The sequence below is a fragment of the Nonomuraea basaltis genome (assembly GCF_005893125.1).
In the GTDB taxonomy this organism is placed as follows: domain Bacteria; phylum Actinomycetota; class Actinomycetes; order Streptosporangiales; family Streptosporangiaceae; genus Nonomuraea; species Nonomuraea basaltis.
On sequence record NZ_VCJS01000004.1, the window covers coordinates 1 to 20,173 of the forward strand.

At 70.7% G+C, this 20,173-nt stretch carries 20 protein-coding genes; 10 read left to right on the top strand and 10 right to left on the bottom strand.

Features of this window, described 5'->3' with window-relative positions; all coding sequences use genetic code 11:
* Positions 1-173: 173 nt before the first annotated feature.
* Positions 174-791, bottom strand: a complete 618-nt coding sequence (locus tag EJK15_RS02380) for an acetate--CoA ligase family protein (protein WP_171074062.1) — start codon at positions 789-791, stop codon at positions 174-176.
* Between EJK15_RS02380 and EJK15_RS70015 the strand changes: the two genes are divergently transcribed.
* Positions 702-1,121, top strand: coding sequence for an adenine nucleotide alpha hydrolase family protein (locus EJK15_RS70015; protein ID WP_171074058.1), 420 nt, complete (start codon positions 702-704; stop codon positions 1,119-1,121). The two genes, EJK15_RS02380 and EJK15_RS70015, sit on opposite strands and share 90 nt — an antisense overlap.
* 91 nt (positions 1,122-1,212) lie before the next feature.
* Here the strand turns inward: EJK15_RS70015 and EJK15_RS02385 are convergent, their stop codons facing one another.
* Together EJK15_RS02385 and adhP are read right to left on the bottom strand one after the other, a co-directional pair.
* Positions 1,213-1,662, bottom strand: a complete 450-nt coding sequence (locus EJK15_RS02385; protein ID WP_138708690.1) for a hemerythrin domain-containing protein — start codon at positions 1,660-1,662, stop codon at positions 1,213-1,215.
* Positions 1,663-1,684: 22 nt separating this feature from the next.
* The gene (gene adhP, locus EJK15_RS02390) at positions 1,685-2,695 is read right to left on the bottom strand and encodes an alcohol dehydrogenase AdhP (RefSeq protein WP_138708691.1); all 1,011 of its coding nucleotides are present in this window, start codon (positions 2,693-2,695) and stop codon (positions 1,685-1,687) included.
* A gap of 217 nt (positions 2,696-2,912) precedes the next feature.
* Here adhP and EJK15_RS02395 point away from each other — a divergent pair, with 217 nt between their 5' ends.
* The gene (locus tag EJK15_RS02395; protein WP_138708692.1) at positions 2,913-3,629 is read left to right on the top strand and encodes a CBS domain-containing protein; all 717 of its coding nucleotides are present in this window, start codon (positions 2,913-2,915) and stop codon (positions 3,627-3,629) included.
* A gap of 144 nt (positions 3,630-3,773) precedes the next feature.
* Entirely contained in the window at positions 3,774-3,968 is a 195-nt protein-coding gene (locus tag EJK15_RS02400; RefSeq protein ID WP_138708693.1) for a hypothetical protein, read from the top strand.
* A gap of 92 nt (positions 3,969-4,060) precedes the next feature.
* On the opposite strand, the gene fdhF is transcribed toward EJK15_RS02400, so the two are convergent.
* From fdhF to EJK15_RS70020, 3 genes are all read right to left on the bottom strand, one after another.
* A complete protein-coding gene (fdhF, locus tag EJK15_RS02405; protein WP_276615349.1) occupies positions 4,061-6,727 on the bottom strand; it encodes a formate dehydrogenase subunit alpha in 2,667 nt (888 codons plus the stop codon).
* Positions 6,724-8,322: an NADH-ubiquinone oxidoreductase-F iron-sulfur binding region domain-containing protein gene (locus EJK15_RS02410; protein WP_206060614.1), complete on the bottom strand. Its 1,599-nt coding sequence runs from the start codon at positions 8,320-8,322 to the stop codon at positions 6,724-6,726. The genes fdhF and EJK15_RS02410 overlap by 4 nt, the downstream gene beginning before the upstream one ends.
* Before the next feature lie 539 nt (positions 8,323-8,861).
* Positions 8,862-9,008 (bottom strand): hypothetical protein, encoded by a 147-nt coding sequence (locus EJK15_RS70020; RefSeq protein WP_171074063.1) that lies wholly within the window; start codon positions 9,006-9,008, stop codon positions 8,862-8,864.
* Between the two features lie 245 nt (positions 9,009-9,253).
* Between EJK15_RS70020 and EJK15_RS02415 the strand changes: the two genes are divergently transcribed.
* The 4 genes from EJK15_RS02415 (at position 9,254) to EJK15_RS02430 (ending at position 12,465) form a co-directional block, all read left to right on the top strand.
* Positions 9,254-9,613, top strand: coding sequence for an Hsp20/alpha crystallin family protein (locus tag EJK15_RS02415; RefSeq protein WP_206060615.1), 360 nt, complete (start codon positions 9,254-9,256; stop codon positions 9,611-9,613).
* A 58-nt stretch (positions 9,614-9,671) separates the two neighbouring features.
* Positions 9,672-10,529 carry a universal stress protein gene (locus EJK15_RS02420; protein ID WP_338089839.1) on the top strand — a complete coding sequence of 286 codons (858 nt, stop codon included), beginning with the start codon at positions 9,672-9,674 and terminating at the stop codon, positions 10,527-10,529.
* A gap of 449 nt (positions 10,530-10,978) precedes the next feature.
* Positions 10,979-11,413 (top strand): MarR family winged helix-turn-helix transcriptional regulator, encoded by a 435-nt coding sequence (locus tag EJK15_RS02425; RefSeq protein ID WP_138708696.1) that lies wholly within the window; start codon positions 10,979-10,981, stop codon positions 11,411-11,413.
* Complete coding sequence (locus tag EJK15_RS02430) at positions 11,410-12,465, top strand: alpha/beta fold hydrolase (RefSeq protein WP_138708697.1); 1,056 nt, start codon at positions 11,410-11,412, stop codon at positions 12,463-12,465. Before EJK15_RS02425 ends, EJK15_RS02430 begins: the two co-directional genes overlap by 4 nt.
* A gap of 408 nt (positions 12,466-12,873) precedes the next feature.
* Here the strand turns inward: EJK15_RS02430 and EJK15_RS02435 are convergent, their stop codons facing one another.
* The 4 genes from EJK15_RS02435 to EJK15_RS02450 are packed head-to-tail and all read right to left on the bottom strand — an operon-like array spanning position 12,874 to position 17,244.
* Positions 12,874-14,496 carry an NAD(P)-binding protein gene (locus tag EJK15_RS02435; RefSeq protein ID WP_138708698.1) on the bottom strand — a complete coding sequence of 541 codons (1,623 nt, stop codon included), beginning with the start codon at positions 14,494-14,496 and terminating at the stop codon, positions 12,874-12,876.
* Position 14,497: 1 nt separating this feature from the next.
* Positions 14,498-15,487, bottom strand: a complete 990-nt coding sequence (locus tag EJK15_RS02440) for a thiamine pyrophosphate-dependent enzyme (RefSeq protein ID WP_138708699.1) — start codon at positions 15,485-15,487, stop codon at positions 14,498-14,500.
* Between the two features lies 1 nt (position 15,488).
* Positions 15,489-16,718 carry a pyruvate ferredoxin oxidoreductase gene (gene porA / locus EJK15_RS02445; RefSeq protein ID WP_138708700.1) on the bottom strand — a complete coding sequence of 410 codons (1,230 nt, stop codon included), beginning with the start codon at positions 16,716-16,718 and terminating at the stop codon, positions 15,489-15,491.
* Complete coding sequence (locus tag EJK15_RS02450) at positions 16,711-17,244, bottom strand: 2-oxoacid:acceptor oxidoreductase family protein (protein WP_138708701.1); 534 nt, start codon at positions 17,242-17,244, stop codon at positions 16,711-16,713. Before EJK15_RS02450 ends, porA begins: the two co-directional genes overlap by 8 nt.
* A 134-nt stretch (positions 17,245-17,378) precedes the next feature.
* Between EJK15_RS02450 and EJK15_RS02455 the strand changes: the two genes are divergently transcribed.
* From EJK15_RS02455 to EJK15_RS02465, 3 genes are read left to right on the top strand one after another with little or no spacing between them, the layout of a single operon-like run.
* Complete coding sequence (locus EJK15_RS02455) at positions 17,379-18,461, top strand: NAD(P) transhydrogenase subunit alpha (protein ID WP_138708702.1); 1,083 nt, start codon at positions 17,379-17,381, stop codon at positions 18,459-18,461.
* Positions 18,458-18,751: an NAD(P) transhydrogenase subunit alpha part 2 gene (locus tag EJK15_RS02460; protein WP_138708703.1), complete on the top strand. Its 294-nt coding sequence runs from the start codon at positions 18,458-18,460 to the stop codon at positions 18,749-18,751. The genes EJK15_RS02455 and EJK15_RS02460 overlap by 4 nt, the downstream gene beginning before the upstream one ends.
* Positions 18,748-20,133 (top strand): NAD(P)(+) transhydrogenase (Re/Si-specific) subunit beta, encoded by a 1,386-nt coding sequence (locus tag EJK15_RS02465; RefSeq protein WP_138708704.1) that lies wholly within the window; start codon positions 18,748-18,750, stop codon positions 20,131-20,133. The genes EJK15_RS02460 and EJK15_RS02465 overlap by 4 nt, the downstream gene beginning before the upstream one ends.
* Positions 20,134-20,173 lie beyond the last annotated feature (40 nt).

Sequence of the window (20,173 nt, forward strand, 5' to 3'; positions counted from 1 at the left end):
CGATGTCTTTGAATGGGGTGGCGGCGGTGACGGAGACGACCTTGTCCGTCATCACGTCCGCGACGGTCATACGCATGCCTACCTCCTTGGTGGTCGCTTTCATCACATCTCCCGAACGATCCGGGAAGAAGGGACGGAAGTCCCGAGCAGGACGGTCGTTGGTCAGCCCTTGGTCAGCGCAGCCTCCGCAGCAGTGGCGAGGGCGGCGGCTCGCACGGCGCCACCCTGATTCGCGCGTCCACCGTGGTCGCGCCGTCCGGGGTGACGATGACGGGGTTGAGGTCCAGTTCGGCCACCTGCGGCAGGTCTTCCAGCAGGCCTGCCGATCCGCGTGACCTGCTCGGCCAGGCTCTGGACGTCCACGGGCGGGAGCCACGGTAGCCGCGCAGCAGCGGGGCACAGTGCAGCTCGCCGATCATGTCGGTGGCATCGGTGACGGGCGGCACGCGGAAGGCGCGGTCGGCCGGTAGGTCCGCCGTCACCCCGCCCCATGCCCACCATGATGAGCGGCCCGAACGCCGGGTAGTTGACCCGCCGACGATGATCTCCACGCCCGCAGGCAGCATGCGCTGAACGACTGCGCCCGTCATTTCCTGGCCGATCCGCGCCGACATCCCGCGGTAGGCCTGCCCCACTTCATCGTGTGACCGCAGGTTGAGCAGGACACCGCCGACATCGCTCTTTGCACCGGGCCCACGGCTTTGAGCACGCAGGGCAGCCCGACGCGAAACTGCCCCCACCGCGGCCTCAGCGCGCCGCCCCGGGCGGTCGCCGGATACGTCGCCGCCCACGCCGACTGCCCCGTGATCGTCGTACGGGGCCCAGGACCACTGCCCGCACCCACCGACCCCGGGCCGATCGTCGTCGCCGGCAAGGAGCCGGACCCGGCCGTGCTGGAGTTCGCGTTCGGCGAGGCCGCCCTGCGCCAGCTTCCCCTCGCCTCCACGGCCGACTTGACCGAGTGGGTGACCCGCCATCCTGAGGTTCGGACCCAGGCGGGCGACGCGGTCGATCGCGCCACTCTGATGGTCATCGGCCGCACGCGCGCCACCCGCCTCGGCCCCGCGAACTACCTTCTCCAGCACGCGCCCTGCCCGGTGGCGGTGGTGTCAGAAAGCTGACCCTCGGATGGGGCAACGACGTGGCAAATGGCGGGTCGGACCAGGACTTAAGACTAGGACCCGACCTCCTGGGCCGTTCGGCACGTGCCGGCTATCCGGTCGTCGCCGGGGACTGGCCGGGCGTGATGCGGTCCCAGGCGGCGAGCGGCAGCATGATGACGGCGGCGGGGAACAACCCGTGTTCCTCGTGGTCGATGTGCTGGTGCAGCCGGTCCAGGGCCGCCAGCACGGCGGGCCAGTCGGGCGCGGCCGGGTCGATCGCTTCGAGCACGCTGTGGATGCCGGCGTGCTCGGCGCAGAGCCGCTCCACCTCGTCGGCCAGCGGCCCGTCGGCGCGGAGTTCGGCGAAAAGCCCGCTCTCCTCGGCGGCGGTGTGCGGGACCAGCCGGGCGAGCAGCTCGTCGAGTAGGTCCGCGGCGTCGCCGTGCCGGCCCTCGCCGATGGCTCGGCGCAGTGCTCCCGCGCACTCGGCGATGTCCCAGTGCTCCTGGGACAGGCGGCCGATCAGCGGGAACTCCCGGCATCCGCAGTAGTTGCACATGGTCGCGTCCTTCTGGAGGCGGTCACAGTTCGAAGACGAGGCGGGCGGGCACGGTGCCGGCCAGGACGTCGTCGAAGGACTGGTTGATCTCCTCGAGCTTGCGCGTCTGGTAGATGACCTTGGTGCGTCCCTGCGCGTGTAGCTGGAACACTTCGGCCAGGTCGGCACGAGTGCCGACGATGGAGCCGATGACGCTGATGCCGCCGAGCACGGTCTGGAAGATGGGCAGGCTCATGGCGTTGTCCTTGGGCAGGGAGACCAGCACCAGACGGCCGCCGCGCCGTAGGGAGGCGTGGGCCTGCTCCAGCACGCGGGGGCTGGCGGCCAGCACGATGGCCACGTCCGCCCCGCCGAGCGCCTGGATCTCGGCGACCGGGTCGGTGGTGGCGGCGTTGACCGTGTGGGCGGCGCCCAGGCGTTCGGCCAGGTCGAGCTTGTCTTCGGTGACGTCGACGGCGATGGTCTGACCGCCGAAGATCTGCGCGTACTGTAGCGCCAGGTGGCCGAGCCCGCCGATGCCGAAGATCGCGGCACGTTCGGCCGGGCACAGGCCGGAGACCTTGACGGCCTTGTACGTGGTGACACCGGCGCAGGTCAGCGGCGCCGCTTCAGCCGATGGGACCCCTTCGGGCACGGGGACGACGTAGGCGGCGTGGGCGACGGCGTAGTCGGCGTGGCCGCCGTTGAGCGCGTAGCCGGTGTTCTGCTGGGACTCGCACAGGGTCTCGCGGCCGCTGACGCAGTATTCGCAGGTGCCGCAGGCGTGGCCGAGCCAGGGGAGGGCCACGCGCTCGCCGACCTTCCGGCCGGTCACGGCGGAGCCGATCTTCTCGATGATGCCGACGCCCTCGTGGCCCGGGATGAACGGTAGGCCCGGCTTGACCGGCCAGTCGCCGTGGGCGGCGTGGATGTCGGTGTGGCACAGGCCACTGGCCTCGATGCGGACCAGGACCTGGGACGGTCCCGGCTCGGGAACGGGCACCTCCTGCAGTTCGACGGGCTTGTCGAAACCGGTGACGACGGCAGCGCGCATGGCTCTTCTCTCCTTTGGTCGTGTCCCCACCCTCCCCGACGGGCCAGCGCCCGGATCAGAGTCGAAGGTCCCGTACGGACCAGCCATCCGTCACCCGTTCGCCGGCGCGCCGCACTCAACGGAAAGGCCCTGACCAATGCCGCGGCCAGGGGGACTTCCGTCCCTACAGGCCAGACCAGGCGAGGCGGTGCGATGGCAGGGAGAAGAGGAGGATCCCATGGTGCGAATCATCGTGAGGGACGTCATGACCACGCATGTCGCCTCGGTGGCGGCGGGCACGCCGTTCAAGGACGTCGCCGAGTTGCTCGTGCGGCGCGGGGTCAGCGCCGTGCCCGTGCTGGACGCCGACGGCCGGGTCGCCGGCGTGGTGTCCGAGGCGGACCTGCTGCGCAAGGAGGAGTTCCGCGAGCAGTACTACGGGGAAGGCTACCGGCCGCGGCTGCGAGCCCGGCTGCGCCGGCGGCTGGCCGGGCGCGACGAGGACGGCGGTGACAAGGTCATGGGCGCCACGGCGGGTGAGGTGATGTCGGCGCCGGCGGTGACGGTCGGGCCGGACGTGTCCACCGTGACGGCAGCCCAGCTCATGGACGAGCGCGGCGTCAAACGCCTGGTTGTCGTGGACGACGACAGGCATCTGATCGGCATCGTCAGCAGGCGCGACCTGCTCAAGGCGTACGTGCGCGACGACGCCGAGCTGAAGCGCTGGGTCGAGCAGGCCATCCCGGAGCAGTCCCGGTGGAATGACCGGACCGGGATCGCCGTCCAGGTGAACAACGGCATCGTGACGCTGTCCGGATATACCGCCACCCGCAGCGAGGCGGCGGCGGCCGTGCGTATGGCCAAAGGGCTCGGCGGTGTCGTCGGCGTCCGCGAGGACCTCGTCTGGGAACGGTACGACCGGTTCGACCTCCCCGTGGTCTGGGACCGGTCCTGAGCAGCGGCCGGGACCTTCGGCACTGATCTTTCAGGCCGTCCGTCTCTGCCTGATGACGGGCCGCACCAGGCAATGTGGTGATGGGGACGGCGGCGCCACGAACGCCACTCGTCCCCTTCCACAGGAATCGGATGGGAGTCCAGCATGCCCGGCATCAACAACCAGGACGTTTCGCAGGCGCTCGGCACGACGAGGAGGCCGGGCCGGGCCGCGCTCGAGCACGTGCTGGCGCCCCGGTCCGTGGCCGTGATCGGTGCCGGCCGCAACCCGCTCGGCACCGGGCACCGCGTGCTGCGCAATCTGATCGGCGGCGGCTTCCCGGGCCGATCCGCCCGGTGAACCCCCAACGCCGCCGAGGTGGCCAGCCTGCCACGCGGCTCTGAAGCCAGGCCCCGACGACACCTCGGGCCGTCGGCCAGATTCGCGGTCGGCTAAGCCGGTCGGCCGGGTGACAGCCGTACGGCGGTGACCTTGTACTCCGGGCACGACGTGACTGTGTCCGTGTGGCCGGAGGTGAGGGCGTTCACCCGGTTGGCGGGGAAGTGGAAGGCGCAGAAGAGCTGGCCGGGTGCCGTGTCGCCGGTGATGCGGGCGATCAGCGCCGCGCGTCCGTGGCGGCTTTCCACGGTGACCGGGTCGCCGTCGCGTACGGCGTGGCGGGCGGCGTCGGCGGGATTGACGTCGATCTGATCGGTGGGAGCCAGCCGGATGTTGTCCGTGCGCCTGGTCATGTTGCCGGAGTTGTAGTGCGCCCACCGGCGGCCGGTGATCAGGATGAGAGGGTAGTCGTCGTCGGGGCTTTCACCCGGCGGGAGGTAGAGGCAGGCGGCGAGGTGGGCCAAGCCGTCGGCGGTGGCGAACCGGTCGAGGTAGAGCTTGGGTGTCCCGGGGTGTTCGGGATCGGGGCAGGGCCAGGCGAGAGCGCCTTCCCGGTCGAGCCGCTGGTGGGAGATGCCGCCGAAGGCGGGCGCGACCTGACCGCATTCGGCGAGGGCGGCGGCCGGAGTGGGGCAGCCCAGGTCGGCTCCGAGCGCGGCGGCGAGGGCGTGGACGATGGCGAAGTCAGTGCGCGCCTGCCCGGGCGGGGAGAGAGCGGGACATATCCGCTGGAAGCGGCGGTCGAAGTTGACGAAGGTGCCGTCCTTTTCCAGCCAGGACGCGGCGGGCAGCACTACGTCGGCGTGGCGGGCGGTCTCGGAGAGGAACAACTCTTGGCTGATGACCAGGGGGCAGGTTTCCAGTGCTTCGACGACCCGGTTGGTGTCCGGGTCGGTGGCGCAGACGTCCTCTCCGACGATCCACAGCGCGCGCAGGTCGCCGGCTCGCGCGGCTGCGAACATCTGGGGGATGCGCAGGCCGTCGCGGCGCGGTACCGGGACGCCCCAAGCCCGCTCGGCCCTCGCCCGGGCGGCCGGATCGCCGACCTTGGCGTAGCCGGGGAGGAGGTCGGGTAGGGCGCCCATGTCGGAGGCGCCTTGCACGTTGTTCTGGCCGCGTAGCGGGTTCACGCCGTAGCCGCGGCCGGTGCCGACCGCGCCGCGCAGGATCGCGAGGTTGGCCAGCGTGCGCACACCGTCGGTGCCGTGCAGGTGCTCGGTCACGCCGAGCCCGTAGACGATCGCGGGCCGCTCGGCCCGGCCGTACAAGCGCGCGGCGGCCACGAGGTCGGGCGCGGGAACGCCGGTGATGGCCGACACGCGCTCGGGCGGGTAGTCGTCGAGGAGTGCAGTGAGTTCTTCCAAGCCGGTGGCCCGGTGGCGCAGGAACTCCTGGTCGGTGAGGTCCTCGGCGAGCAGGATGTGGGCGAGCCCGTTGAACAGGGCGACGTTGGTGCCAGGACGGGGTCGCAGGTGCACGTTCGCGTGCTCGGCCAGGCCGACGGTTCGCGGGTCGGCGACCACCAGCCGCGTGCCGCGCAGCACGTGTTGCAGCAGCCGGGCGCCGACGACCGGGTGCGCCTCTATCGGGTTGGCACCCACCACCAGCAGGCTGTCGGCCTGCTCCACGTCGTCGAAGCTGTCGGTGCCGCCGGACAGGCCGAACGCGGCGGTCAGTCCGGCGGCGGAGGGGGAGTGGCACAGGCGCGAGCAGTTGTCGACGTTGTTGGTGCCGATGACGGTGCGCATGAACTTCTGGATGAGGTAGTTCTCCTCGTTGGTGGCCCGGGCGGAGGAGATCGCCGCCACGGCGTCCGGGCCCGCCTGGTCGATCGCCGCCCGCAGTCCGCGAGCGATGTGGTCGAGCGCTTCGGGCCAGTCCACCGGCTCCAGCAGGGAGCCGCGGCGTAGCAGCGGCCGGGTGAGCCGTTCGGGTGAGCGCAGGAATCCGTGGGCGAAGCGGCCTTTGACGCAGGCGTGCCCGCGGTTGACCGGGCCGTCGCGGGCGGGCGTGACCGCGGCGATCTTGCCGTCGCGGGTCAGCACGTCCAGAGTGCAGCCGACGCCGCAGTAGCCGCAGGTGGTACGGGTACGGGTGAACGCAGACAGGTGGGTGCCGGGCGGCAGGCCGGGCTCGGTGAGGGCGCCGGTGGGGCAGGTGTCCACGCAGCCGCCGCAGGCGACGCAGTCGGATTCGGCCCAGGGGCCACCGGTTCCCGGCGCGACCACGGTGTGGCTGCCGCGTCCGGTCAGGGTGAGCGCGAAGGTGCCCTGGACGTCGGCGCACATGCGTACGCATCGGCCGCAGGCGATGCACAGGTCGCGATCCAGCCGGACGTAGGGGTGGCTGTCGTCGCGGCCGCGCTCCGGTTCGGCGGCTGCTGGGCCGATGCCGAGGCTGCGGCATAGCAGGGCCAGTTCGGTGTCGCCCTCCAGGGCGTGGCCGGGAAGCGCGGAGACGATCAGTTCCACGGCGTCGCGGCGCAGCCGGCTCAGGTCCTCCTGCTCGACCTGTACCTGGGCGCCGTCCGTGACCGGGGTCACGCAGGCGGCGACTACGTGCCCGTCCAGCCGCGCTAGGCAGGTTCGGCAGGAGCCCACGGGCGACATGCGGTCGTCGTGGCAGAGCGTGGGGAGCTCGGCGCCCGCCGCGCGGACCGAGGACAACACCGTGGCCTCCTCGGGCACGGTGACGTCGGCACCGTCCACGATCACCCTCACGCGTCCCACCCCCGCAGCCGGTCTCCGTAGGCGCGGGCCAGGCTTCGCACGGCCGCTGGTACCCGGCGGCCGAACGCGCACAGGCTGGCCTGGCTCATCACCTCGAGCATGCGGCCGTACGCCTCCCCAGGCGGATCGCCCGCTCTGGCCAGTTCCAGCCCGCGGCGTGAGCCGACCCGGCAGGGTGAGCAGGCGCCGCAGCTCTCGGCGGCGGCGAACATCCACAGGTGCCGCAGCACGTCCTGCGGCGCCGGCCGATGGTCGATGGCGACCAGTCCCGCGTGGCCGAGCGCCGCGCCGTGCCGGCTCAGTGCGGCCTCGCTCAGCGGCATGTCCAGCTCGTGCTCGGCCAGGAACCCGCCCAGCGGCCCGCCCACCTGCAACACGGCGAGCTGGGCGCCGTCGCGCAGGCCGCCGCCCAGCTCGTTGACGATCCAGCGCAGCGGCGTGCCGAGCTCGACCTCGTAGCAGCCGGGGCGGGCGAAGCGCTCGGACAGGCAGACCAGCTTGGTGCCCGTCTCACCCGGCGTCCCGCGGCGGGTGTAGGCGTCGCTGCCATGCCGGACGATCCAGGGGATGGCCGCGAGGGTCTCGACATTGTTGACGACGGTCGGGGCGTCCCACAGGCCGCTGCTGGTCGGGTACGGTGGGCGTGCCCGCGCGCAGCCCCGGCCGCCTTCCAGCCCCGCGATGAGCGCCGTCTCCTCGCCCGACAGATAGGACCCCGCGCCGCTCACCACCTCGACGTCGAGATCCATGTCGCTGCCGTGCACGCGGGGGCCCAGATGCCCGTCCTCGTACGCCTGCGCCACGGCCGCGCGCATCCGGGCCAGCGCGCGTGGATACTCCGAACGCACCAGCACCACGCCACGGCGCGCCCCGCAGGCCAGGCACGCCAGCGCCAGCCCTTCGAGCACGCGCCCGGGATCCTCCTCCATCAGCAGCCGATCGGCGTAGGAGCCGGGATCGCCCTCGTCGCCGTTGGCGATCACCACGGTGTCCGGCGAAGGTCGCGCCGCCGCCCATTTGGCGGCCACCAGGAACCCGGCTCCACCCCGCCCGCGCAGCCCGGAGGCGGCCACCTTCGAGGCGACCTGCTCGGGCGTGCGTCGGCCCACGGTCTCCACCCAGGACCGCCAGGCTGCGTGACCGGCGACGACTCCGGCGAGGACGACCGGCTCACCAGTGGTGTCCGCCACAGGGATCGGCGGCGCGTACGGCTGCCTCTCGCCAGAGACCTGCTCGGCGATCGACGGGCCGGTGCAGGGCACTTCACCGTCCAGGCAGGAGGGCCCCGCGTAGCAGTACCCCAGACACCGGACCGTCTGCACGGACGCCTCGGCCGTGGGCTCGCTACGGTTCAGGCCCAGAACCTGCTCGATCTCTGGCAGGTGCCGGTTGCCCCGCGCCGCGAAACATGCGGTGGCGACACACACCCGAACGTGGCGGCGCCCATGCCCGGCCGCCAGGTCGGCGAAGAAGCTCGCCGGGCCGAGCCCGGCCGCTGCGGGCAGCCCGAACCCTCGCGCGACCTCTGGCGCAAACGCCTGCGGCCCGTTGACGGTCTCGGACGCTGCCTGGGCCAGGGCCTGCATCAATCGCACGCCTGGCCGGCCGCGCCGATCGGCGAGAGCCCGAAATGCGTCAACGGGATGGTCCATAAGGGCTGGCATGCCCATTTTCCCTGGTGGTGAACGCGCGCATTTAAGCCGGCAGGGAGAAGTGAGATGAGCACCTTCGACCTCGTGATCCGGCTGGTCTACCTCGCAGCCAAGAAGGCCCTGACCGAGATCACCGCGGCCGTCAAAGTGCTCGTCGGCTGACGCCCCGTTCCGTGTGTGACCTAAGTCACCATGGGCTGGGCCGTGGTGCTCGGCGCGGAGATCCCGACCCCGCCGCTGTGCGACCTGGCCCGCCGGGTTCGCCGAAAGTCCCGATGAACCAGGGACCTCCGGCCCTACCCGCACTCGACCCGCTCCACGATCCTGGAAGAAGACACCCGCCGAGGCGCGACAGAGATCCCCATCCCTGAGGCGCCCTCCCTCCCGGGAACCGATCGGTGGCGGCGGCCGGCAGTCACAACCCCCGCCACCAAGACGGCGAGCCGGGCAGGACAAGCGGGACGGAGACGCGCTCACCGTGGTGAGCAGCCCGTGCCGGCCGGCGAATGGCGCAGGCCCGCGTAGGCGTCGCGGGCGGTGATCTCGCCGGTGAGCACCTGGTGGATGGTGCGGCAGATCGGCAGCTCCAGCGTGTGCCGGTCGCCCAGCCCCACCGCCACCGGGTGGTGCGGACGCCTTCGGCCGTCATGATCATTTCCGCGAGCACGTCGTCGAGGACGGAAATTCTCATACCTCTCTATCCCCGCCGTCCTCTCGCCGCCGCACAGGCCGATGGTCCCTGGTCATGAGGGACTTCGTCCTCTGTGGGCGCGGGCCGGTCGGGTGTGTGCTGGAGGTGTGGGAATCGGGACCACGGAAAGGGAGGCTGCGATGACATGAGGTTCCCCTTCACGGAGCTGTTCGAGTGGCGGAGTACCCGATGTTCGGGTTCCGGCCGTTCGGCCAGATCCTCAGGGTTGAGGACTACATCGCCGAGGGCCGGTACGTCCTGCGTACCGAGTTGCCCGGGATCGACCCCGACAAGGACGTCGAGGTCACCGTGGACGGTGGTGTGCTGCACGTCCGGGCGGAGAAGACCCGGAAGACCACCGAGCCGCACCGCTCCGAGTTCGCCTGCGGATCGTTCTCCCGCTCGGTGACGCTGCCCGCGACGGCCAAGACCGACGACGTCAAGGCCGTCTACAAGGACGGTGTCCTGGAGGTCAGCGTGGGGCCGGCCGAAGGAAAGAAGGCGCAAGGCCGCCGGATCGCCGTCGAGCGCTGACGCCCGGCCGAGAGCGGGCGGGGCGCCTGCCCGGCTCGGCGTCCTCCCGAGGAGGTTGATGATGAACAGAACGATCGTCGTGGGGATCGACGGGTCGCAGGCCGCGAGGTCCGCGCTGGTCTGGGCGGCCGGGGACGCCGTGCGCCGGCGCCTGCCGCTGCGGATCGTCCACGTGCGCGTGCCTTGGCTGGCCGAGCACCCGCTCACCGCGTCCGGCGACCAGGAGACCCTGACCGAGCGGGTCCAGGGGCTGCTGGCCGGTGCCGCCGAGCGGGCCCGCGCTCTCGCGCCAGGGGTACAAGTCTCGACCGCCCTGGTCACCGGTGCCGTGATGGAGCGGCTCAAGACCGAGTCCGAAACGGCCGACACCTTGGTGATAGGCAGCAGGGGACTGGGCGGGTTCGCCGGGCTGGTGATCGGCTCGGTCGGGCTCGGCCTCGCCGGGCACGCGGGCTGCCCGCTGGTCGTCGTCAGGAGGCCCCTGCATGAGGGCAACGGAGAGATCGTGGTCGGCCACGACGGCTCCTCACATGCAGATCTGGCGCTGGAGTATGCCATGGAGCAGGCGGCCGCCCGCCGAGCCCGGGTTCGTGTTCTCCACGCCCGCCGGTATCCCGTCCGTGCTCCGCACCCCGCCGGGTACGGGCCGTCACCTGCCGGAGAGGTGGCCGAACTGGGACCGCGGCTGACGCCCTGGCGGGAGAAATATCCGGACACCGAGGTGATCGAGTCGATCGTCGACGGGCACCCGGTTCCCGCGTTGGTCCAGGCGTCGAAAGGCGCCGATCTCGTGGTGGTGGGCACGCGTGGGCTGGGCGGGTTCACGGGGATGGTGCTCGGCTCGGTCAGCCACGGGGTGCTGCATCGGGCGCGGTGCCCGGTAGCGGTGGTACCCGCACTGGGGAGGCGGGCATGACCGGTCATCCTCGCCCCGCCGTACCTCACAGAACAGGCACGGCACGACTGGGACCTGTTGCAACGGCAGACCGCGGCCGCGTCCCTCTTCGAACCGGCCGCCGCCGACCTGCTGCCCGAACCGGCGCGGCGCTGGATCTTGCGCACGATCGCGCCCGGCACGCCGTTGCGGCATCGAGCGCGAGGGCGAGACGACGTTCGACGGGTTCACGCTGCCCGCGGGCATACGGGGCGGCTGGTGGCCGGGGACGGCGCGGTGGACCGAGGGCGAGTTCATCGCTTCACCATCGGCGACGCCAATTTGGATCACGCTTCTGATCGAGCAACAGGGCCTCGAAATCGCGGATCAGGCAACGGCGCGAGATAGTCAACGTGATGTAGAATATTCACATCATAGCAAGTACATCTGATGGAGATCGCGACGTCGAGCGGCTCGCGTCTCGGCTGCGGATGCTGGCCCTGCAGCGTTCGGACGCGTGGCTGGACCTCGACCTCACGCTGCCGCAGCTGCGCGTGTTGTTCGCCGTCCGCCGGCGAACCGGCTGCACGGTGTCAGAGCTGGCCCAGACCCTCGGACGACGGCTTGCGGCGACGTCCGCTCTGGCCAACCGGCTGGTCCGCGCCGGACTGCTGCGCCGCGTCAGCGATCAGGACGACCGTCGGCGGATCCGGCTGGAGCTCACCGACGAGGCGGAACAGATGCTGACCATGGTGGACCAGCAGTCGGCGGACAGATTCGCGGCCATCCTGGGACGCATGAGCACGCAGGGCCGTGTTGCGCTGGCCGGCGCCCTGAGTGAGCTCATCGAGCTTGTGTCGTCCGACCTCTCCGAAGACCCGACACCGGGCGCCGATCCCCACCGCAGGGAGAAGGGACGCTCATGAGCACATATCCGTACCGCAACCCGTACGAGGGCTTATCCGGAACGATCGATGTCAGGGCTGTCCGCGCCGCCGGTTTTCGGGAACACCAGTTCGATACCGGGGCCGTGCGGATCAATTACGTGGTGGGTCCGGACAACGGACCTCCGCTGGTCTTGCTGCCGGCGCAGATGGGGATCTGGGAGAGCTACCAGCGGGTGCTGGTGCCGCTGTCGCGGCGGTTGCGGGTCTACGCGGTCGACGTGCGCGGGCACGGCAAGTCGAGCTGGACCCCGGGCGAATACTCGTGGCGACACCTCGGCGCGGACATGACGGCCTTCTTGTCCAAGGTCGTACGCTCCCCTGCCGTCATCTCCGGCAATTCCTCCGGCGGGCTCATCGCCCTGTGGTGTGCGGCCAACCTCCCCGATCAGGTCGCCGCGGCGATCCTTGAGGACGCCCCGGTGTTCTCCGCGGAGATGCCCCGCTTCCGCGACCGCGACCGCTTCGTGTACGGCGGGCTGAAACACCTCGCCGAAACCCTCGGCGATCCCCACCACCGGGATCTCGCCGACTACTTCAGCGGCTTGACGCTCCCGGTCTCCGAAACCCGGGAGAAACGCGTCCCGGACTGGTTCATCTCCTTTCTGTCCCGTCGCGTCCAGACGTTCCAGACACGCCATCCCAGCGAGCCCGTGGACATCCGTTACTTCCCTCTCAACCTCCGTCTGCTGCTCAAGTGCCTGTCCATGTACGACCCGGACTTCGCGCGGGCCTTCGTCGACGGCCGGTTCTACGAGGGGCTCGACCACGCCGACGCGCTCGCTCACGTGTCGTGCCCGCTGTTGGTGCTGCACGGCGACTGGCGGCGTGTGCCGGGCCACGGCCTGATCGGCGCGATGGATGACGAGGACGCGGCCCGGATCAGGCAGCTCGTACCGCACAGCCGGTATAAGAAGATCCACGCCAATCACGTGATCCACATGTTCAAACCCCGCCAATATGTGGAAGCGGTAAACACCTTCCTCGGGGAGGACGTCTTGGGTGAGTTCGCCAGTCCAGCGAGACCGGCATGATGTCACCACCCCACTCATCGGCGGCGCGACCGGCTGGGCGGCCAGCAGCTTGGCGGTGTCGATCAGCTCATGGACGCTGTCGAGCCGGATGACGCCGGTGACGCGGTCCATGTAGGAGTGCGCGGTGTTGCGGCCGCCGGTGAAGAAGCGCAGGTAGGCCGAGCGTTCCGACGAGCGCCCCACCAGCTCGTGCTGTGCCTGGCGGTCTTCCGACCGTAGCGGGCGGACGTGGGCGATGCCACCGTCGCGCAGCAGTACGTCGTATCCCTCAGGCATGGCGGAACTCCCGTTCGTGGCGTACCTCGTGTCCCGCGGAGGACATCGCGCGTCCTCCCGCCTCAAGACTGTCCGGCAGGCGTGGGCGAGAGCAGGGCCGGACGGTCCTGGCCTCAGGGACCAAGGTCGCTGTCAGGTGATCTCAGGGACCATCTCGATCGCGCCTGCCGGGCATTCCGACACGCACAGCCCGCAGCCCTTGCAGAAGTCCAGATCGATCTCGTACCGCAGTCCTGGACCGAGCTTGACAATGGCGTTGTCGGGACAGACGCCGTAGCAGTTGTCGCATTCGAAGCAGTTGCCGCACGACAGGCAGCGCCGCGCCTCGTACAGCGCCGTCTCCTGGTCGAGGCCGTGTTCGACCTCGTCGAAGGTGGTGGTGCGGCGTGCGAGGTCGAGCTTCGATCGGACGGTGGCGGGGGCGTCGCTGTAGTACCAGGTGTTGAGCAGGTCGAAGTCGGCGAGTTCGTGCCGGGGCGCCGCCTCGTTGGAGGAGCGGCGCAGCCACGCGTCGATGTGCCTGGCCGCCTTCTTGCCGTGCCCGACGGCGACCGTGACGGTGCGCTCGGCGGGGACCATGTCGCCGCCGGCGAACACGCCGGGGCAGCCGGTCATCAGGTTCGGCGCGACCTTGACGACGCCGTGCTCGACCTCGATTCCGGGCAATCCCGCCAGCAGCGATAGATCAGCTTCCTGGCCGAGCGCGAGCACCACGGAGTCGGCGGCCAGTTCCTCGTATTCGCTGGTGGGCTGGGGGAAGCCGGTCTCGTCGAGGCGCATCTTCTCGATGGTGATGGCGCCGCCGTCCGCGTGGGAGATCGTGGAGAGCCATTTCATGCGCACTCCTTCCTCGACGGCCTCGGTGACCTCGCTGTCGTGCGCGGGCATGCGGTCGCGGGTGCGGCGGTAGACGACGATCGCGTCGGCGGCGCCCAGGCGCTTGGCGGTTCTGGCCGCGTCCATGGCGGTGTTGCCGCCGCCGTAGACCACGACGCGGCGGCCCAGCAGCGGCGGCTCGGCGTCCTCCATGCCGCGCAGGACCGCGACCGCGTCGAGGATGCGGGCCGAGTCGCCGGCCGGGATGTAGGCGCGCTTGCCGATGTGCGCGCCGACGGCGAGGAAGGCGGCGTTGTAGCCGCGTATCGCCTGCGGCAGGTCGGTCACGGTGCGGTCGAGCTCCAGCGTCACGCCCATGTCCAGGATGCGGTCGATCTCGGCGTCGAGGATGTGGCGGGGCAGCCGGTAGCGGGGGATACCGAAGCGCATCATCCCGCCCGGGGCCGAGCCCGAGTCCATGACGGTCACCGAGTGACCGAGGAGGGTCAGGTGGTAGGCGGCGGACAGCCCGGCGGGCCCGGCGCCGATCACGAGCACGCGCTTGCCGGACGGCTCGATGGTGACCGGCATCGTCCAGCCCTGCTTGATCGCCTCGTCGCCGAGGAAGCGCTCGACGGAGTTGATGCCGACGGCCTCGTCCAGCGTGCCGCGGTTGCAGGCGCTCTCACAGGGCCGGTAGCAGACCCGGCCCATGATCGCGGGGAACGGGTTGTCCTGCATGATCTGCCGCCAGGCCGCCTCGTAGGAGGGCTCCTCGGCCAGGCTCAGCCAACGCTGGATGTTCTCCCCGGCGGGGCAGGCGTTGTTGCAGGGCGGCAACCGGTCCATGTACACGGGTCGTTCGGTTCGCCACGCGCCCGTTTTGTTCGCCAGGCTCGACCCGACACCGAGAGTGATCGCGAATGGTTTGTCATTCATGTCAGTCCACCAACCCGAAGCGGCGGATGTTGCGGTCCGCCGATGCCTGGATCCTGGCGATCACGTCGGTGCGCGGGGGATCGCCGAAGAGGTGCGCGTACCTGCCCTGAAGTTCGAGGTAGTCGTCCACCGGGACGCGGCGTCGGATCTTGGTCACGCCCGTGACCTCGCCGTGCTCGGCCTCGAAGACGGGGAACAGGCCGGATTCGGTGGCCAGCCGGGCCACGCGGATCGTGTCGCAAGCCGCGGTGACCCAGCCGAGCGGGCAGGGCACCAGGACGTGCAGGTAGCGGGCGCCGTGGAACTCCATTGCCCGTCGCACCTTGTACTCCAGGTCGCGCAGGTCCGCGACGGTGGCGGTGGCCACGTACGGGATCTCGTGCGCCATCGCGATCAGCGGCGCGTTCTTGCCCTGCCCGAACGCGTTGCCCGGCACGCGGCCGGTAACCGGTGTGGTGGCCGTGCGCGCGGCGGGCGGTGTCGCGCCGGAGCGTTGCACACCGGTGTTCATGTACGCCTGGTTGTCGTAGCAGATGTAGAGCACGTCGTCGTCGCGCTCGAACATGCCCGACAGGCAGGCGAAGCCGATGTCCACCGTGCCGCCGTCGCCGCCCTGCCCGACCACCCGCACGTCGGTACGACCCTTGACCTTCAGCGCCGCCGCCACGCCGGTCGCCACAGCGGGGGCGTTGCCGAACAGCGAGTGGATCCACGACACCTGCCAGGATGTCTCGGGATAGGGCGTGGAGAACACCTCCAGGCACCCCGTGGCGTTCACCGCGATCATCCGGCCGGCGGTCGCGCTGATGGCCGCGTCGATGGCGTAGCGCGCGCCGAGCGCCTCGCCGCAGCCGCGGCAGGCGCGGTGACCGGAGGTGAGCGAGTTGCCCCGGTCGAGCCCGGCCTGCACGGCCCGCTGGTCCGGCGGAAGCAGCCGGTTGCCGACGGCGAAGCTGCCGACCTGGTAGTACTTGGTGCGTTGTGCGGGCATGTCAGCCACCTCCGGCGAGGTCACGCAGCATGTTCTCGGCGCTCGGCCCCGACCTGCGCCTGGTTTCGGCTCGCCGCAGCTCTCTGGCGACGAGGTCGTGGTCGAGGTCGAGGAAGGTCAGGGGTTCCAAGTCTGCGCTGAGCGCCTGGCGTAGCGAGGCCTTGGTGACCGGCCGTCCTCCCAGCCCGGCGATCACGGTGGCGACCTCGCAACCGTTGCCGGCCAGGGCTGTCCGCACGTCGGCCGAGACGATACCGCCCACCCCGACGCAGAATGCCCGCTCCAGAACCACCACTCTGCGAGCGGATCCGATAACGTCACGGACCGCGCTCACGGGGAACGGGCGGAATGTCGTCAGCCCTGCCACACCGATCCGCACGCCGGACTCGCGCATCTCGTCCACCACGTCCTTCAGCGTGCCGAGCACCGACCCGAGGGCCAGCACGACCGTCTCGGCGTCCTGGGTGCGGTAACCGCGGACCAGCCCGCCGGAGTTCCGGTCGAATGCTCGGCCGAATGCCGCCGACACGGCCGGAATGCGTTCCAGCGCCTGCAGGTGCCGGGCATGGGCGAGGTAGCGCACCTCGGTGAACGCCTCAGGGCCGACCATCGCGCCGATCGAGACGGGGTCATCCGGGTCGAGCACCTGGCGCGGTTCGTACGGCGGCAGGAACGCGTCCACCTGCTCCTGCGACGGCAGATCGACTCGCTCGAAGGCGTGTGTCAGGACGAACCCGTCCATGCACACCATCACCGGCAACGACAGCTCCTCGGCCAGCGCGTACGCCTGCACGTGCAGGTCCACGGCCTCCTGATTGGTTTCGGCGTACAGCTGGATCCAGCCAGAGTCGCGCTGCGACATCGAGTCGCTGTGGTCGTTCCAGATGTTGATCGGCGCCCCGATCGCCCGGTTGGCCACCGTCATCACGATCGGCAGCCCGAGCCCGGAGGCGTTGTAGAGTGCCTCGGCCATGTACAGCAGGCCCTGGCTCGCGGTCGCGGTATAGACGCGGGCCCCGGCGGCCGACGCGCCGATGCACGCCGACAGGGCGGCGAACTCCGACTCGACGTTGACGTACTCGCACGGCGTCAGCCGCCCCGACGTCACGTGCCTGCTGAGCGCTTCGACGATGTGCGTCTGCGGCGAGATCGGGTAAGCACAGACCACCTCCGGGCGGCACAGGGCGACGGAGTCCGCCACCGCCTGCGATCCCTCCAGTTGCCTAAGCACGGACAGCCTCCCTCAGGTCGGAGTAGGCCTCGTCGGCCGCGGCGATGTTGGCCTCGGCCACCGGGCCGGAGAACGTGGCGCGGATCGCGGCGTGCACCGATTCCAGAGACAACATCCCGGTGAGGGCGCAGAAGCCGCCGAGCAGCGCCGCGTTCGGCACCGGCCGTCCGACGTGCCGCAGCGCGATGGCGGACGCCGGAATCGTCACGCCGGCCACGCCGAGCTCCCGTGCGTCCTTGGTGGAATTGACCAGCATGTGGCGCAGTCCGGCCGGCACGTCGATCTGGCCCAGCAGCGTGGCGTCCTGGATGATCAGCGCGTCCGGTTCGGTGATCGGCTCTCGCGAGCGGATCGGCCGGTCAGAGATGCGGCAGAACGACACCACGGGCGCGCCCGTGCGCTCGGAACCGAACGTGGGGAACGCCTGCGCGTGCCGGCCCTCCAGGAAGGCGGCCACCGACAGCAGCTCGGCCGCGGTCACGACGCCCTGGCCGCCCCTGCCGTGGATACGGATTTGGTACTCCATTCCTCCGGTGTAGTCCCGCGGCAGTCGCCCATGGAGGGACGAACGTCCCCTCATGGAGGACTTTCGGCCCTCATCCCTGTCCATGGAGGGGCCGACCCTCGAAGGGAGACGTTTTCGCGGAAGGAGTGTGACGCATGCCCGGCATCGGGATCGTCAAGGAGACCAGCACAGGGGAGCGACGTGTCGCGATCACGCCCGACGCGGTGCCGCGCTTGCGGGCTGCGGGCCTCGACGTGCTCGTGGAGGCAGGTGCGGGAGCCGCGGCGTGGTTCCCCGACGGCGCATACGGGCGGGCGGGCGCGCAACTCGTCGGAGCCGAAGAGCTGTACGCCAGGGCGGCGATCGTCGCCTGCGTGAACCGCCCGCTCACAGACCGGCTGCGACGCGGTCAGTTCCTGGTCGGCCTGCTGGACCCCGACGCCTCCTACACGGAGGAACTGGCCGCCAAGGGGGTGATGGCCGCGAGCTTGGACCGGGTGCCGCGCACTTTGAGCGCCGCCCAGCCGATGGACGCCCTCACCTCCCAGGACAACGTCGCCGGATACCGTGCCGCCGTTATCGCCGCCCACGCCTACGAGCACTTCTTCCCGCTGCTCGTGACCGCGGCCGGAACCGCGCCGCCCGCGCGGGTGCTGGTGCTCGGCGCAGGAGTCGCGGGCCTGTCGGCGATCGGCACGGCCCGCCGCCTGGGCGCGATCGTCACCGGTTACGACATCCGGCCCGAGGCCAGGCAGGAGATCGCCTCGCTCGGCGCCACCGTCCTGGATCTGGGGAGCGAGGGGACGGGCGAGGGCGGGTACGCACGCGCGCTCACCGAGACCGAGCAGCGGGCCCTGCGGGACCGGCTGGCCGGGCCCGTCGCTCACCACAACGTGGTGATCACGACGGCCAAGGTCCCCGGCCGCCGCCCGCCCCTGCTGGTGAGCGAGGCCGCGGTCAAGGACATGCGTCCCGGCTCGGTGGTCGTGGACCTGGCCGCGAGCGAGCTCGGCGGCAACGTGGAGATCTCCAGACCAGGGGAGCGGCTGGTGACCGAGAACGGCGTGACCGTGATCGGCGCAGGCGACCTGCCCGCGACGATGCCCGCCGCCGCCTCGCTCGCCTACTCCCACAATGTGTGCGCCTTCCTGGCCCACGTGCTGCGCGACGGCGTGCCCGCCATCGACCCGGAGGACACCATTCAGTTCGCCGTGATCTTCACCGGGGGCATGGCGTGAACACGCAACTCCTCGCCGATCTGACCGTGTTCGTGCTGAGCCTGCTGCTCGGCTTCGAGGTCATCGGGCGGGTTCCGACGACCCTGCACACGCCGCTGATGTCGGCCGCGAACTCCGTGCACGGCATCGTGCTCGCCGGAGCGCTGATCATCGCGCTCACCGCGGACGGCGTCCTCGGCTACACGCTCGTGTTCGTCACATCCGCGTTCGCCGCCATGAACGTCGTCGGCGGTTACGTGGTCACCGACAGGATGCTGGAGATGTTCAGGCCCCGGGAGGGCAGGCGATGAGCGCCTTCGACATCGCGATCCGGCTGGTGTACCTCGCCGTCGCGACCAGCTTCGTGCTCGGACTCCACCTGATGAACTCGCCGGTCACGGCCCGGCGCGGCAACTTGCTGTCGGGTGGCGCGATGGCCGTCGCCGTGGCGGCCACCGCAGCCATGCTCGTCCACGAGGGCGGGGTGCGGCCCTGGGCGTGGATCGCGCTGCTGGCTGGGGCGGCGCTCGGCTCCGGTGCCGGGCTGATGCTGGCAAGGCGTGTCCCGATGACGGCCATGCCACAGCTCGTCAGTCTGTTCAACGCGGTCGGCGGCGGCGCCGCGGCACTGATCGGGGTGCACGATTTCGGACAGCACGGCGCCTCACTGCCGGTAGTGCTGGACGTGCTGATCGGCGGCGTGACCTTCTCCGGCTCGCTGATCGCCTCCGGCAAGCTGCACGGCCTGGTACCCGGCCGCCCGGTCGTCCTGCCCGGCGGCCGAGCCGTCACCGCGCTGCTGGCCGCGGCCATGGCGGTGGCCTCGGGGCTGCTGCTCGCCGGGCACGGCGGCGTCGTGGCGCTGGCCGCGCTGGCCGTCGCCGCACTCGGCTTCGGCGTGACCATGGTGACCCCGATCGGCGGGGCCGACATGCCGGTGGTGATCTCGTTACTCAACGCGTTCACCGGCACCGCCGTCGCGATGGCGGGATTCGCGCTCGGCAACAGCGTCCTCATCACCGCGGGCGCGCTCGTCGGCGCCTCCGGCGCCATCTTGACCAAGCTGATGGCCGAGGCCATGAACCGGCCCATCGGCGCCATCGTCGCCGGCGGCTTCGGCACCGGTGACAGCGCCGGCGATCAGGTGCCTGGCCAGGGCTCGGTCCGGACGCTGTCAGCCGACGACGCCGCCATCCAGCTCGCCTACGCCTCCAAGGTGGTCGTGATTCCCGGATACGGCCTGGCGGCCGCGCAGGCCCAGCACCAACTGCGCGAGCTGGCCGAGTTGCTGGAGAGCCGCGGCGCCGAGGTGTCCTACGCCGTCCACCCGGTCGCCGGACGGATGCCCGGGCACATGAACGTGCTGCTGGCCGAGGCGGGAGTGCCGTACGAGCAACTCGCCGACATGGAGGACGCCAACGCCGCGATGCCGCAGACCGATGTCGCCCTCGTCGTGGGCGCCAACGACGTGGTCAACCCGGCCGCCCGGCGCCCCGGGACCGCCGTGTCCGGCATGCCCATCGTCGACGCCGACAAGGCCAGGAGCGTGATCGTCATCAAGCGCTCCATGGGCCATGGCTATGCGGGCATCGACAACGAGCTGTACACGGCCCCCACGACCGGGATGTACTTCGCCGACGCCAAGAAGGCATTGGCCGAGATCACGGCCGCCGTCAAGGTGCTCGTCGCCTGATCCGACGCGAGGTGAGCGGACATGACCTATGCACAACACG